Consider the following 17,011-nt stretch of genomic DNA (forward strand, 5'->3'; position numbering starts at 1 on the left):
GTAGGCGCGATCGCTCTCAGACCAACTTTTGCAGCTCTGCTAGGTCAATCAGCAAGACATGCGGGGTGAAGATTCACTGCTCCTTATTTCCTACTGTGATCGCAGTCGTAGCCCATAGGCTCCTGTTACTCACGTTTCGGATGTTTTATCTCGGATACTCCGAGCCCCAACCTTAATTATTTTCGAGCAATCACACTTTAATAATATCGTCATCAAATAAATGTGTCAGCGAGACTTCTCAATCAGGTCACGCAATAGTTCTCTCACCCGGCGCTGCAACTGTGGTTCGATCGCGTCTAAGAACTCATTTGCAGCCTCAGCTCCGGTAGCTTTACCCAGCACGATGTCACCAAAGCTGAGGTTGATTTGAATTGGGGGTAGTTCTGGGCCAGAAGAAGTTACAACAGGTGGAGTTACGGCGGTGACCAGTGGTGGTGGCGCGATTGGCATGAGTTGGAGTGCGCTTTCGACATCCAATCCACTGTTGATGGCATCTAAAAAGCCATAGTTTTGTCGAGTAGCTTGAGCATTAATCACATACTCACCAGGACTCATCAGTGCCGGAACGCGATCGCCCGTACTCGTCCCTGGCCCTTGCACTAAACCACCGCTGGCAAACCGTTGCACTGGGGTTGGTGGTTGATTACTGCCAGCGTTGAGCATCATTCCTGCACCAGCGATCGCCTGCTCTGCCAACCAGCGTATCGGAGCAGGGATTAAGTTCCAGAGGGTTTGCACTGCACTCGTGACCAAACTACCCAACCCCTGTACCAGACTGCCAATCAATTGAAAGGGAGAGAGCAAAATATTCACCGCAGTTTGGGCGATCGCGACGATTCCTTGCCAAATATTGCCCAACACGAATTGAATTCCTTGAAGGATGGCTTGCTGTAGTCGGAATGGTGCCAGCATCACGGTCGCTGCGATCTGGGCAATCTTAATGATGCCTTGGGCGATGAAGCTAATCAGTTTGATGGAACTGACTAGGGTTTGAGCTAGCAACCGCAAAGGTAGGAGCATGATATTAACTGAGAGCCGAATAGCTCCAGCCAGAGAACCACTTCCACCACCAAACAATTGGAGCAGCGGCAAGAATGGTTGCAGAAAAATTGCCCCCAATTGTTTTAGCTGACCCCATAAACTACTTAGCTCTACGTGCAAGGCAGTGAACACACCGCTGATACTTTGACCAACTCCCTCAACTAGCAGGTTCCAGAGCAACTTGAAGCTATCTGTTATTCCTTGCACCAAATTGTTGATGCCCAAAAAGTTGGTCTTGAAGGCAAAGTAGAGCAGTGCGGCGGCAGCGGCGACCGCCAGAATAAAAGGTAGCACCGGTGCTAAAGCAGTCATTAATCCAGCCAGCATCGATTGAATTGATGCCCACATACCAATAAAGATAGGCTTCAGCGTTTGAAGTAAACCTGGCAGGGCCTTGCTAACCTCACCCAAACCCATCAACCCATCAACCAAGGAGGAGACTGCTAAAAGAGGTGCTGCGATCGTCGGGGCAAATACCGACAGTGCCCCGCTCAAGGTAAAGAGCACGTCACTTGTGCTGCTGATAGTCTCCCTGACATTGGCTCCCGTAGGTTTGGTTTGGGGCCGTAAAAAGGGCCGTATTCCATTTTGGGTTGAGGTCTGTACAGGTTGTCGCGCCACATCAGATACAGGCGTTGCAGGTGCAGCAGTGCGGTTAAAGAGCCGACCGAAGAATCCACCTACCTTTTGCTGAGCGAGAACTGCATGGTCACCGACGGATAAGCCCGGTTCATTGCCCTTCAACCGCTGGTCAAAATCCACCATTTCGCGAGCGGCATTCATTGAGCTTGCCTTGCCCGTGGCCCTCAATTTGACCGCTTGCACCATGCGACCCGCAGCAGAACCACTAACCGCATTCGTAACCCCTTGCACCTTGGCTCTGATTTGCTCGAGTAAATTCAAGAATCCTTGCCAAGCTTGCTGAGGTTTGGCGATCGCCATAATTAGGGCATTGCCGAGAATCCTTACCCCGTTGTTAATTCGCTGGAACTGCGATCGCACCGAGGCAGCACTAAAGCCGATCGCGTTGAGGATAAATTTGGCAATCTGACCCAACCCCTGAAATAAGCCCTTCAACATTTGTAGAGCACCTCCGAGGGCGGTTCTCAATCCCTGAGAGACCCCATTGGCGATCGTTTGAATGCCTGTCAGAACTAATCTGGCCCCCTCATAGAGCTGGGAGAAGTCTCCGCGCAGGGCGGCAAACAGTCCACTCACCATCGTGCTGAGTCCACTGAGAATCTGAACCATGCCACGAATCAGAGATGTAACCGCTTGCAGTAATCCAACGATGAGTTTTAAGCCACCAAACAGAATATTTCGCAGTCCTAAGAAGTTGGTGGCAATCCCAACCGTTGCTAATGCGATTCCTCCCAGAACCAAAACCACAGGACTGAGCGAGGTGAGTGACCACACCCCAAAGGCAATCGCACTCAGGCTCATGCTGCCAAACCCGTCTAGAATCTGTTTGCTGGCATAGAGGAAGTTGCCACCGAAGTCTTTGGTCGCCTCACCTAAAGCATTGAAATCCAGGTGCAGCAGTGCGGTTCCTGCCCGTTTGCCAAAGTCAATGAAGTCACCGCCTAGAACGTGTAACTGACTCTGAACTTGATCCATCCCTGGAGCGAAGAGAGCGCCAACCTCCATTCCCCCGGTTCGCTCTAACAAACTCCAACGATCGCCCCATTCATCGCCCAGATTAGTCATTGCAATGCCCATTTGCTGTTGAGCGGCTTGCAGTTGAGTTTGGACTTGAGCAGCGATTGGTAATCCTTCTCCAACTCCAGCAGCATGGCTCATGAGATTTTGAGTTGTCAGGCCTGCTTGCACATACTTTGCCGCCTCTGCCCCCGATTTGCCGGACTCTAGAGCGGCGAGTTGTTCTGCTGCCAGCAGGTTTTGTCCTGTGGGTCCTGAAAAACTGCTTTGCTGAATTGCGCGGATTGCTTTCAGTGTTTCTGGAGAAGCTCCGGCTGCCTGAGCTTGGTCATAGGCCCGCTGCAACGCTTGAGTCATATCCAATAGCACTGGCTCTAGCGATTGTTCTACTGTAGCTGCGGAAGTTAGTGGCTTCGGTTTGAACATACCCGATACGTGCCCCCACCATCCTGCCGCCTTACTCGTTGCCAGTGGCATCGCCTTAACTGCTTTAGAAACAGGTTGAGTTGCTGATGTCGCTGGCATTACCGTTTTCAGGGCTTTAGAAATTCCTCCCAAGATTCCTTCTGGTGCAAAGATTTGGGTTAGTTTGCCACTCACTAAATCACCGACAATCGGGAGATTAAGCAAGGCATCCTTAATCCTGGCTACAGCTCCTTCCCAGGCAAGGGGAATTGTCTCCGTCGGACTGCAATTTAAAGTACGAACGAGTTGTTGGGCGATGTCAATCGCAGGCTGAACAATGGGTTGTAACAGGGGCCAGAATCGTGCCACCATTCCTTGCCATGCTTGCTCAATGCGAGCGATCGCACTTTGGAAAGTCTGCTCTACGTGACTTGTCACAGCTCGACTGAGCTGAGCAAACCAACTTACAACAGGTGCGAGAAGATCAATACTAAAGAACTGCTTCAACCCTAAATGGATCAGGGCTAACCCACCCAAAACTGCTGCTACGGCCAAACCGATGGGTGATATTAGAAAAGTAAAGACAGCTCCGCCAACTCCTATGATTGCTGGGACAAGGGCGATCGCTCCACTAATCACCGTACTGATGATTGAAGCTCCTGCACCCAACACACTGAAAACGGCACCCAGGATGGGGGAGACTAAACCACCCACCGTTCCCAGCACAGTGAAGACTTCAAATAACTTGTTGAGCTGAGCCGCATTCTTCTCTGAAATGATTCCTAGGTTACCGAGAGAGAAGGTGATAGTTTGAGCTGCCATACCCGCAGTGCCGATCGCACCACCAACGGCCATTCCAGCTTGACCGATTTTGCCAAATGAACCAATGACACGCCGGAAGAAACCAGGCTTGCCAACCGAGTTTTCTATTTGATGCCCCGCCACCTGAGCCGTTGCCGCCATCTCGTACATGTTCTGCTCTACAGAGTCAGCAGTATGCGCCCAGTTTTGCCGAACTTGGTAGGAAGGACCCGGCGATCGTTCAGATAAGAAGCCTGTGATCTTTAAGCCTGTGATCAAGGCCCGCTGAGCTAGGTTCAACCAAGTACGTCCTGCAATTTGCTGACCAGATTCCTGCCAGGCGGTGCGACTTCTTTGGGCCGCCGCCACAAAGTAGTTAGCCATTCGCTCGGTTGTGGAGCGCGTTGCTTTTGCCAAACTGCGATAGATTTGCTGACCAAATGAGAATGTCAGCATCCGCTCATAAGTTCGACCTGTTTCCAAATTGGTTGAGGTATCTAAAAGTTTGCCTTCAGCTGGTGGGCGTCGTTGCAAACTGGCTTCATAGGTAGCAGGGTCATAGCGCCTGGCTTTCCGTACAAACGTTGTCTCAACTTTTGGTGCACCAGCTCTACCAAACAGAGCCCCCGCTTTAGTTACCCCAAGATTTCTAACTTTGGTAGCTGCCGATTCGAGATACCCACCAAACGCAGCAAACCTCTCGCCTATCCGGCGATCCCTTAAGCGAACTAGTCGCCGTTGCTTGATTAACTCCCGTGAATTTAGTTCTGGGGTAACTGAATTTACGGGAGGATTGCTAGAAAGGCGTTGAGCCCCCTGAACTAGGGATCGTAATAGGACTGGAATTTTAATCGAGCCAGAGGCCGGTCGTAGTGTTCCAGATTGCGCCATCAACAAGCGGTTGCGATCGCTACTTTCATCCGCCTGCCGTTCAACCACTCCTCGCCGTCGGCTCACAAATCGTCCATGGGCATCCTGCAACATTCCTCCACTTGTAGGAGGTGCTCCCGTGCCTGTATAGCGTCCAGTTTCTCTCAATCCAAAAGTTGGGGTGCGGCGGTATCTGCCCTGGAACCCCTCCTCAACAAAAGTGAAAAAGGTTTTAACGCCAGACACAATCTTGTCGAAGATGCCTCTAGCAATACTAAATAGGCTGCGAACTCGACTAAAAGCCTGAGCTTTTGCTTGCTCAAATTGCGTCGGCAAAGTTGTCACAAAGTCTACCAGACTGCTGCCAACCCGCTGCAACGCAATAAAACTAGCTCTCCAGAATCCTTGCTTCTGACCGCTGTTAACAGCATCTCTCGCAGCCTCAGCAGTTTCGGCTTGTCGAACAAAGTAATTTGCTAGGGAATCACTAAATTGCAGCAATCGCTCCTGCAACTGCTTGAGTAATTGGCTCTCCGGAAATAAGCGCCGGATTGCAGTCAGGCGTAATGCTGCACCACCCACCACCTGATTAGTTGTGCTAGAGAGCTGTCGAAAGAGATTAGGAAAATAGCGGCGGTAAATGGGATCACCCAAGGTTTTAAGAGCAGCCCCGGCAATTCTGACCCCCAACGTGAAACTGCTACTGAGAATCGAAGGTGCGATCGCGGTAACGGTGTGAATGGAAGCAGCCGAGATACTACCCCAGATCAGAGTAATAGCTTGTCGGGCCAGCTTGGGAGCATCTTCTTTAACCAACCGCTTCAGTATGTAGCCGCCTAAGCTTGGGAGAGGTCCTACACTAAATTGTTTGCTATCAAAGAACCCACGCAGAAATTGTTCTTCGATTTGGGCAATTCGCTTCTGATTAGCCTCCCGCAGTGCTTTGACTTGGTCGGTGTTGAGGGTTTTAACTTGCTCCGCTTCTTGTTGCCGAATTGCTTCGATTTGGGATTCATAGGCTCTCAGTTGAGGACTGTTGGCAAACAAAGTTTGCATTTTCTTGAGACTGTCAGTGCCAACTTTTTGCCCACGTAGGAACTTAGCAAACTCCTCAAATGGCACTCCCATAATGTCTACTAGATAAACTTGTAGTTGATCCAAAGACATCTGATTTTGCCGCAGCAGGTACTGGAGGCTGTTTTGCTCTTTAACCTTGTAGTCTCGGTAAAGTTGTACCAACCGACCTAAAACAGGCTTGTTTGCTAGAGAGTTGAGTAAACTAGCTTGTTGCTGGACCTGCCGTTGCGTTTGGGTCTGTGCCGTTGCAGCACTCTGATCAACTTGCTGACGCGATCGCTGCAAGGTTGCTGTGGTCCGCTGGAACATCTGCTTGATGCGACCTATTACCCCGCTTGCTGCTTCAGTGGGAGGGTTAAGATCGGCAACATCAAAACTTTCGAGTTGAGTGAGGTCAATCTGAGCTTGCAGACCTTGAGCTTTAAAGCCAGCTGTCAAGCGATCACCCAACTGCTTGAAACTAGCCATTTTCTGATCAGCGCTAAACTGATCTGCTGCAACGAATTTGCCAGTCGATAAGAAGTCTTCAATATCTCTGAGGTTTAACCCTCCTCCCATTTGCCCTAAGAGCTGAGCGATCGCCGCATTACCTTTGGCCCCTGTGGATAGCTCAACTTTGTCAGTGATGGCGCTAAATGCAGTCAGTCGTTGCTGGCGGAACTGAGCTTGGCGCTGCTCTTCAGCTGCGACGGCCTGAAGTTTAGTTTGCATTGCCCCTTTATAGAGAGCCCCTTGCGCTGGACCGGGCAAGAAACTAGTTGGTGATTGAAGAAACTTTTGCATTCGTTCCTTCCATCCCAACTGCTGGCGTTTAGCAAACACGCTAACCGTTCCAGTTAACTGGCTTTCCAACTCGGTTTGGCTCATTTCCAAAGCATCAGCAACTGCTTTGATCGCTCGGTAATCTCCCTCGCCAGTAAGAATTCCCTGTAACTCACTTTGCTTGAGACCAGCCTGCTGAGCAATTCCTTGAATAGACCCCGCTTGCCTAGCCTCTACTCCACGCAACCCCCTCCGCTTTGCAGATTCTGCGCCTAGGCTTTCAAGAACCGAGACACGGGATTGTGATAAAGCAAGCCGTTCCTGAGAGTTGAACTGCCGACCTGCATAAAGCTCAGTCGAAGTAACACCTAAGTACGAAGCCAGTTGTTTAACAATGAGAGGGTCAACTTCCTCTAAACGCCCTCGTTTCAGGGAACCTACATACGGACTCGACTCAATTTCAGCATCGCTCCGTAAGCCAGCAACGTTGAGAGCTCTGAGAACAGGGAAAAAACCAGCCAAATCTTGACCCGTGTCCGCTACTCTGACGTTACTACTAGGTGATTTTTGTTGTCCTAGCTGAGCAATCAGATTGAGTCGATTTCTAATTAACTCTGGATTGAGGCCCTCCGGCAAAGGGAGTTGAGCGGATGTCTGATCTGCTTGGCGACGCAGCATCGCCATCTCTCCGCGCTTGTTAATCATAATGTTCTGCTGGTCCTGTAGAAGACCTTGCAGCTCAATGGCAACCACATCAATGTCTCGCTGCTCAGCTGCCCGCATCTGGCTCAGATTAGCAAGCTGATTTTGAATGCGGTTGTACTCAGTCTCTGCGGCGGTAATGGCCTTCTGTACCTCCTGAATTTCTGATTGAATGGCATCGTAGCGAGCTTGCATACTTGCTGATACTTGAGCCACTCCCGACATTGATCCTTGTGTCTTCAACACTGGTAAAGAGCCAGTAATCCGAATAGCTTCGATCGCTTGAGGCCCTATGCGTTTGCCAGTACTCTCCTGCTCCAATTTGTAGCTGTAGGCTCGGAGCGTTTCATAGATCTCCTGAACTAACTCTTGTTTCTGTCGCACCGGGTCACGACTAAACGTTCCTACCATTGCGCTTTGAGTGCCCAACATTTTGCCAATGTTGCGGAGCTGATCGGGCTTCAGTCGCTCTAACTCACCCCTAGAGGTGAAACGTCCAAGTAATTCCTGCTCTAGCGTTGTGCGCTCAATGTTTGTTGGCAGAGCAAAATCTGAGCGAATGATTGATTCTTGCGTCAACAGCTCAATCTGTCGTTCCAAAATGGGCTGAACTACATGCTTTTCAAATGCAGGTCTCTTAGACCCACTACCCTTAATCCCTGAAGTCGCAGCGTTATAGCGTTGGAAGTGCTCCGTCATTCTCTCTTCAGAAACGCCCAGTGCTCTCATGTACTGCTTGATGTCGCTCGTCTGAGACATCATCGTTTTGAGTTGAGCAGCAGACTTGAAGTCTCCAATTAACTCACTGGGGGCAGCGCCGGTGGCTGAAAGGATTTTAGCTTCGAGTAAAGTGCGCTCTAGCTGCCGAACTTTATTGAACTGGCCCTCACTTTTCTTGGCAATTTGATCAGGGGCAAAGTCATCAGGACGGAAACCGAGAACTCTACCTAGAGAATTCAAGTCTGTATCAGAGAGTGCACCTAGGTTTTGAGCTGTATAAGCCTTTTCCAACGTCTGCTTAGTTTTGGCTTCTCCTAGAGAGCGATAGTTATTCTGAGTTTTAGCGCTTTGGTACAACCGGTCTACATCTGATCTCGCGATCGGTTCATAACTGTAGCGGCTAGGTGTCATCGGAAATCCCTGCCGTCGCTGGCCCATGCTCTGAGCCGCCATCGTAGATGCAGGAGCAAGAGTGTTCGTTCCTCCTCCTACCTGCATGTTAGAAGTGACAATTTCAACTCGCTCAGCATAGATTCGCTGAATCTTGCCCCCGAGATATTCTTCCAAACCCTTGCGGCCAAATGCCAAACTACGCAAGCTGTCAGAGCTAAATTCTGCTGCCCCTGGTTGATGTAACCCCGATCGCTCTGCAAGGGTCTGCAATCGGCTGGAAGCTAAACCGCTGTAACCATCTCCACTGAGTGCAGGCCGAGCCTTTCCCTCCATCAATTGTTTTTCAAAACGCTTGAGGTAGGACTGCCCAGCATCAGTTAAAGCAGCAGTTTGTTTTTGAGGAAGTAACCCAAATAACCGCTGCTTCGGTCTAAAAGTTACAAGGTGCTCTAACTGATCTATTTCGCGCTGGGAATAATCAGCCCTGGCTTCTGGATCTTGAATGTCACGAGCAGCAGCCAGGAGATATTTCTTCTCAGCTTGAACCATAAATCTTCGATCAGCCTTGGCTAGCTGACGGAATTGCATGATCTGCCGTCGTTCTGCCACTTGGGCTTGCACTGCTTCTACATCCTCAGCTCCAAGACCAAGCGGAGTCCGAGCGAGTAACCCTCCGCGCACTTGTGTGGTTGCTGCTAAAGCTCCAGTTTGAACTTCAAAGCTTTGAACTGCTTCTCGGCTCTTGCGACCACTGATAAAGGATAAGTTAGCTAATGCTTTGATTAACTGAAAAACAGGCTGAATCAGGAACTTGAATATGCCAGCTCCGACTTGCTGAACTGATGAGAGGAAAGCTTGACCCCAATTGCCACTGGTTTTGAACAAGCCATTAAACAAAGTCATCCCTAACAGCAAAAAGGGCAAAAATTTCTTCAAGCTGTCAAAAATGCTAGATAGAAAATTTGCTCCTTGCTGGAAGTAGGGATCGAGGTTAAAGGGAGCCAGTATGGTACTGATTAGGTTCTGTCGAAAGCTTCGAACCGTATCAATAATTGGGTTGAGTACAGCAAGTACTTGATCAGCAAAAGCCTCAACTCCTCCTGTGAGGATCAATGGTAAGAGCCCTCCAAGCAGAACTATGCCTGCCACTAGAGGATTCAACCCACCCACCACTAGAACAAAGCCTGTGTAGAGTCCTGCCAGAGATGCTGCTGCAATGCCTGCCACTTTTACTAAGTTAAGTAGCCAAGTGCCAGTTGTTTTTGCAGTTGAAACAACAGTTCCTCCTAAATCAGCGACTGCATGTTTGCTGGATTCAACGGTACGAGCCGTGGTCACTTGAATGGCTTGCAATTTGTCTTGCAGCCGTTTACCAGGGAGAATTGCTGCTCCCAATCCTGTTGTAAGAATCGAGGCGATCGCGGAGATCAATAGACCAATTCCAGCAACGGGATTAGCCATTGCTATCAATAGGGTAGTCAATGCTGCAATCCCACCGCCCACGAGCAAAACTGAACCCGCAACAGTTCGGATGCGGCGTTCGTTCCGCTGGATGGAATCGGTGAAACGAGTCCATTGGATTTGAGCAGTCTGCAAGACGTTGATGAACCCATTGGTCAGGGCCGTCCGAATATTAATAGCAATCGCCTGCAAGAAATCCGACAAGTTAATGGCGATCGCCTGTAAGGGCCGAAAATCCCCGCGCCAAGCAGCCACAACGGCTTGAAGTAACGGCACAAGCAACTCTCGGATTAACCGAGCTGTTAACTTAACCGCTTGCGTAAAACCCCACAAAGCAGATAAGGCAACATCTATAGCGCTCAGCATCACAACAACACCACCAGCTGGGATGTCGAAGAAGGTGAACTTGAGCACACCTCCCATCTGATCAATCAACCGAGTCAGGCCAATGAGTGCAGGAGGAATGACCTTGACGAGGAATTCTATGAAGCCTGCCAAGGCAGGAATGACCCAATTGGTTATCACATGGCCAATCCGTTCAAAGGTCTTAGGATACATCTGAGAGGCAACAAAGACTGCCACCCCGATCAATGCCATTGCACCTAGCACTACTTCCAATTGAGCCGCCAAGATGCTGACTGCTAAGGCTGGACGAGTGAAAAGCATTGGTAAAGTCTTGAAGACATTGAACGCACCCCGGAAACCGGAAAAGCTTTGAGTAAGGGCATTGACCTTCTCATTGAATAGGTCAGTGCCCTCCCGCGCTTTCCAGAAGGGATCAGCCATCAAGCCCTGAGCGAACTTATCTCGACGAATCTCCCTAACTTTAATACCAGGGAGAAATTCCGCAGGTGTAATCGCATTGCGACGAATCTGCTCAGGAACTCCTAGGTATTTGAGATTTCTACGCTCGAAGCCAGGGCGGGTACTGAAACTTGACAAGGTACCAGCTGTATTGCGGACCATCAACTCCAACTGATGACTCATGTCCTTGAGATAGGGAACGAGTGCGTTGATAGCCTGCTGCACCTGTTGCCCCACTTGCTTGCCGAGGGTATAAGCTTCCATTGTCTTGCGGGCGATCGCTGCTCCGGTTTGAACAATTCCGGTCCCCGCTTTTGCACCAGCTTGAGCAACGGCCTTACCAGTGGCTAGTGCTTGAGCCCCTGCTTGAATACCCCCTTTGATTACAACCTGACCCAGAGGGGATTGAGCAAAAGCCTGAGCAGCCTGTCCAATTTGCCTAATTAGTAAAGTGATTTGGAGGGATAACCAGGTAATGAAGGGACTAATGGTGGGAATGAGTGTGGTTTTGAACCACTGAGCTAGAGCTTGTAGAGTTGGGGTGATTAACCGACCAAATGCTTTGGCAGATGTGACCAAAGATTGAACAACCTGTCGAACTCCAGGTAAGTTTAGAAACTGGGTTACAACGGCCTGGGTTAGAGCGTAGACAGTACGTAACCCCCGTACAAAAGGACCAATGATAGGTTCTAGTTGGCTGGTGTAAAAACCTGTTAGTAAGCCTGACAGTTGCTGGATCTGAAATTTGAGATAGGGCAGTATCCCGCCAAGTGCAACAATTCCCTGCCTAATGCTCTGTACGACACGATAGGTTGCTTGCAGCGCCGGTGTTAACCCGCGACGAATTTGCATCACCAATGGACCAACTGCAAAAGCGGTGTAAGCGGTGGCCGCTAAATTGATTAATGCCAGTGTGGTGTCATCAATCTGGCTCAGTAAAGCATTGAGCTGTGAATGTAGAGGAAAGTCTGTTCCAAAATCCAGCAGATTCAAACCAGTGAGAGCAGCAATAATGGCAGGCAGTGACCGCACGAGAGGTTGTAGAACCAGTGGCAATTCAACCGCTAAGGGTTGCAGGAAAGCAACAGAGACGAACAACAGGCCAGCACTGAGAGCATTGAGGTTGCCAACAAAGTTACGGAGGAGCCCAGCCAGGGAATGATTCAGGGCCTCAATGGGATTGAATGAAGTGATGCTGATCAATGCCTCTTGTGCCTGGGCAACGGACTGCTGAACAATCTGCCCTAAATTAGCAAAAGCAACTTGAGCTCCTTGGTTGAAACTCTGCCAAAGATTCTCAGGCGTTAGGCTGGCAAAGGCATTGTAGATCTCCGTTCCTGTCTGTCTAGCTGAATGAACCAAGGCTGCAAGCTGAGCCTGAATCGACTCTCTAGCGATGACCCAGGCTGAAGTTGTTTGCTCTGACGCACTATGGTTGAGATATCCAATAATCTGAGTGGCTACGCTTGAGGCAAGTGGAATCAGGCTAGTAATACTGAGAGAAATAGCAGCGATCGCTTGATGCCAAGCACCTTGAACAGCAAACCCTGCATCTGTCATCATCTGCACCAAAGACGTCACTAGGGTTCTTGTTAGAACTTGTAACCCTAACTTCAAACCTCCTATCAGTTGTTCACCCAGATCAATCAAGCCTCGTAAGGCAGCAGCTAGTGGCTCAGCCAGAACAACTCGCAACGTCTTAAATAAATCAACCAAGACAAGAGCAGCTCCCACCCACCAAAAGATGCTCCCCAGTAACGTTGATGTCTGCGCTAGTACAGGCAGTAGGGGCGCAAGCACTGGAGCTAGTCGAGCAAATGCGCCTCCCAGCAAAGCAATTCTGGTAAATAGAGCGACGGGGAATGTTTCTTCCAGAAGAATAAAGACGGGGCGGACCTGCTGAGCGATCGCTTGCAACCCTTTCACCAAGGGCACTAGATTATCAAACCGCTGTCGAGCAATGAGGCCAAAGAAGTCGAGCACAGGAGCAAAGAACTTTGGTCCTATCTGTGGCAATTCTCTGGGATTGAGAATGATCTGTTCCAAGATTTGGGAGATTGATCGACCCAAATCACTTGGTATGGCTGCCATCAAAGCACTACGCAACCAAGGAGCCAAAAAGGATTTTAAGAACCGTCCCACTGGTTGAGTAAATTTGTTTCGCAACAAGTCTTCGACTAATTCGGAAAAGCCTAAAACCTTAGCTGTTAAGAGTTTGGATAGGCCGAATGTCCCAACATCCTGCTCAAACGAGAAGGCCAATGCCTCACTCAGAAGTTGAGCTATGCGATTGCCAATTTTTTGAGAACTATAAAAAGAACCCTTACCACTACTTCGTAAGCCATCACTAAACTTGGGCAGGATCTTCTGCACAGCTGCACTCAATAGTACAGTGCGGGTAAGGTGAAGGATAACCTCACCCACATTCGTGAGGATTGATAGGACACCGCTCCAGTGAGATTGAATCCCTTGGGCAGCCGCGCCAAAAACCTGTTGTAGTTTGCTGCCAACCCACTGTGCGCCAGCAACTAAGTAGTCAAGCTTCCCCAAGACAAATCCAACAGTTTCTTCCCACTTCTGACGAATTTGGAATGTAGTACCTGGTGAATTTTCCGCTAAAGCTGAGACCAGGAACCCGCCAACTTGACGAGCGGCTGTGGTCAGTGGTTGCAGGAAGGCAATGAGTTTGCCGACAGTAGCTTGCCAAGTTCCCAAAACCAAATTCATGCCTTTGTGGAGCGGCAACGTCAGAGCATTGGCTAACGCCAAGCCCATCTGTTCTCCTTGCCCAGCAAAATGCTGCCAGATCTGCTGGACTTGGGCGATCGCCTCACCCAACTCATGAAAAGGTACTGTGAGGGTCTGGCCGATTACTTCACCGAAAGGCTGAAATGCTCTAGCAATGCCGACGGTAAAACCTTTGAGCAGGCCATAGACGAAAGCAAAAGGAGCCGCCAACCCACCAATCACAGTTCCTAAAATGCTGATCTTGGGTGTTGCTAGTTCGAGCAAGACATATAGGCTGGCAAGTGCAATACTTAGTGCACTGAGCGGCGCGAGCACAGCAGCTAACTGAGATCCCATCATTCCCAGGACCCCTGTCAATCCTTGGGTGCCAAATGCAGCGATCGCAGTTTCAAAGAATCCTGTGAGCGGCAGCAAACCTCTTGTCATTGCAACTGCTGCAACATTAGAGGTAGCGATCGCAGTTTCGAGCCCAAAGAAAGCCGCAGCACCAGCAGCAATAACCGCCGTTAAAGTTAATGCAGCAGCTGTCAAAGCTCCTGTAATAATGATGGCTGCCTTAATTGGCTGAGGCAGTTGAATAAACTTCGTCATCAAGCCAGAGAGAGCGTTGGTTACCTTAATAACCGTCGGGGCTAGCACCTCACCAATTTCAATCAGCACGCCCTCAGCGGCTGACTGGAAGTTGCGGAAGGAGCCACCGATGTTGTCCTCCATGATCTTGGCTGCCTTCTGCGCTGCCCCCGCTGCCGTGAGGTTAGCAGCGGTTAGATCCTGAATTCCTTTGATGTTGGACAGTAGGGTCTGGACTGCCGGCGTTGCCTCTGTACCAAAGATGGTCTTGATTGCTTTGAGCTGGTCGGCTGCTCCCAAAGTACTGAGGCTAGATTGCAGTTCTCCAAGAATCTGGTCAATCGGTTTGATATTGCCACTGGCATCCGCAATGCTGACGCCCAAACCCTTCATTGCCGTTTTAGCCATGCCAGTGGGAGCCGCAAGGCGGAGAAACATGGCTCGTAGTGCTGTTCCTGCTTCGGACCCGCGAATCCCTGCATTGCTCAAGACACCGAGCAGAGCAGAGGTTTGTTCTAACGTTGCCCCAAAAGCCTTAGCCGGAGGTCCCGCAAATTTGAGAGATTCCCCTAAGTCACTCACATCCAGGTTGGCTTGGTTCGCCGTCAAAGCGAGGACATCCGCTGCGTGAATTGCTTTATCCGCTCCTAACTGAAATCCTCCCAGAACTGAAACAGTGATATCTGTAGCTCGTGCGAGTTCCAGGCTACCAGCAGCAGCGAGATTGAGGGTGCCATCGATCGCAGCAAGTTGTTTATCAACGGCATAACCCGCTTGCCCCAAAAGGACAAAACCAGCGGCAGCATTGGAAGCGCTAAAACGAGTTTGAGCCCCAAGGTCTTTAGCCTTTTGACGAATTTGAGCAAGTTCTTTATTCGTCGCCCCACTAACAGCCTTAACCTGGGACATCTGATCATCAAAGCCAGTGAGAACTTTGATGGATTCCTTGCCAATAGAGAGCAGAGGGATAGCAGCGGCGACAGAGCTAGCAGCCGTTCCTTGAGCGCGGCCCCGCCTTTCCGAGGCGATCGCACTCCGACGCTGTTGCTCAGCAATATCAACTCGATTACGAACAGCAGTTTGCTGAGTCTTAAGTTGAGCTGCAAACTCCCGGCCTGCGGCTGTATCTTTTTCAACCTGCTGCTCTAGCGATTTGAGAGCATTGATGTACTGATGAACCTGCTGAGATGCAGAGCGAAACTGTTTGTCGTCATGCAGGTTGCCAAAGTCGATGTTGCGGCTCTCAGCCCTGAGGGCTCGAAATTCTTGCTTGAGTGCAGAGATCTGTTTTGCAACAACATCTTTGAGATTGCGGGTCTGTTGGGAGACCGTTCCCATACTTACTCGAGTATGGCTCGCGATCGCTTGCAGTTCTCGACCGAGTCCAGATTTCCGTACAGCGCTACTAGCTTGGTGGACCGATTGAATAATCCCACCAAGCTGTTTTTGTACTTGAGACATCGAAGCAAAAGCATTGCCCGATACCCCAAACGAAAATTGCGCTGAAAGCGCGTAGCGGTCGATGCCGTCCACCTGCTACTCTCCCAAAAACAAAGAGAGCGCTCCGGGCGGGCGCTCTCTTCAGGGTTGCCAATTGCTTTTTCAGACGTTAGAGGTCAATGACCTAGAGAAACTTTAACAGAAGGTTCACCTTTAATCAAAGTGTTACTATAATTAGGAAAATATTTTGAAATTAAAATTTTCAAATATGTCGAAACTTTAACAAATTTAGTCCAGTAAATTTAAAAACTTAGTCCACCCCCACCTTAAAAGCCTTACTAGGAGGGGGTGAGTAATTGCGTGTTACTGCAATGCGTCAAAGATTTACTTATTCGAATTATTCCTTCCATTATAACTAGTTATAACCTTTGGCATAAAGTAACGGCTATGGAGGAGAGAAGCTAAATTGTCTCTAGTAGCCTCAGCAGTGCCGTATGAATGAGCAAATTGACTCCTTAATTTTGAATTGGTGCGATAAGCATGGGTGGACGGAGCCAGTAAAAAGAGATGACGTGTGGTGGGCCTTCCAATCCCCACATGATGTTATGCCTATCCCTGTTCCCGTCAGTGAGGCTTTAAACATTTCCATCCACGAAGCGGCAATGGCAACTAGCTCTAGCTTGAACTCAGTGGCGCAAGCGATCGCTGGAATCGCTCGACAAATGAGCCCAGCGATTCAGCATCTTTCAGAGGTAGCTCAGAATTTTGCAAAAGCCTCCTCTGTGGCAGCAGAAAACATGCACCAAGTAACTCAAAATATTGCTGAATTGCATGACCAGTTAAAAGAGAAAGGCTTGTAGCTTTTTGGCCTGGAACTAGAGACAGTCCCGGTTCGCAAGTCACGGAGAGCGAAGTGGTTAGCGGAAATTAAGAGGATTGATCGCTCCGATCAACATTAATACTCCAATTAACTAGTCGGCACAGAAAATCCAAGCCGTTTTTCGGCCTCATATTCCTGACTTTTTAGTCGATCAATTCTCCCCTCCAGTCCAAACTCCATAGCTTTTTTCATATCTTCATAAAGAAACTCAAAGATTTCAGAGAATGGCTCTGTTCCTTCGAGATTAATAGTGAACTCCTTCTCGGAAGGATGTTTTGGAGAACTCAGAAATTTAACAGCACATTTTTCTGACTGATGTTTCACGCCAAGAGCAAAAATCAAGCCTAGTGGAGGCACCAAATTTCTATTCAAGAAACTCTGTCCACAATTATTTACGTTGAAGCCAACAAAACTTTCGTTTGCACCATGAAGATTAACTTGCAACCTAAAGTTAAAGAAACACTCATCATCAATCTGAACTAAATTACGCCAGTAACCGTCTTTTTGAGGCACCCCATTTTCTAAGGGAAACCCGACAAAAATAACATTTCTGGAGTTACATCCTCTGCTTGACTGACAAAACTAAGAAGCTGGGATATGGCTAAGGACAATGAATTCACGCTTTAGGGACTCATCGTATTGGCGCTTGGAAGCAATGGCAGGTTGAGGGTCAGGTGG

General features: G+C 49.3%; 3 protein-coding genes. 1 reads left to right on the forward strand and 2 read right to left on the reverse strand.

The annotated features are described in order from the left end of the window. Nucleotides 1-225 precede the first annotated feature (225 nt). Nucleotides 226-15,546 (reverse strand): phage tail tape measure protein, encoded by a 15,321-nt coding sequence (locus tag H6F72_RS21875; protein WP_190440801.1) that lies wholly within the window; start codon nt 15,544-15,546, stop codon nt 226-228. Nucleotides 15,547-16,058: 512 nt separating this feature from the next. On the opposite strand from H6F72_RS21875, the gene H6F72_RS21880 reads away from it, so the two are divergent. Next, nucleotides 16,059-16,313 carry a hypothetical protein gene (locus H6F72_RS21880; protein WP_206755456.1) on the forward strand — a complete coding sequence of 85 codons (255 nt, stop codon included), beginning with the start codon at nt 16,059-16,061 and terminating at the stop codon, nt 16,311-16,313. A 107-nt stretch (nt 16,314-16,420) separates the two neighbouring features. Here H6F72_RS21880 and H6F72_RS21885 read toward each other — a convergent pair whose 3' ends face one another. Then, nucleotides 16,421-16,846: a hypothetical protein gene (locus H6F72_RS21885; protein ID WP_190440805.1), complete on the reverse strand. Its 426-nt coding sequence runs from the start codon at nt 16,844-16,846 to the stop codon at nt 16,421-16,423. Nucleotides 16,847-17,011 lie beyond the last annotated feature (165 nt).

Origin of the sequence: Trichocoleus sp. FACHB-46 (genome assembly GCF_014695385.1) — a bacterium.
Taxonomy (GTDB): Bacteria; Cyanobacteriota; Cyanobacteriia; order FACHB-46; family FACHB-46; genus Trichocoleus.

Coding starts and splice junctions, on each gene's coding strand:
- H6F72_RS21880 (WP_206755456.1), top strand. CDS start 16,059: ATGCCTATCCCTGTTCCCGTCAGTGAGGCTTTAAACATTTCCATCCAC.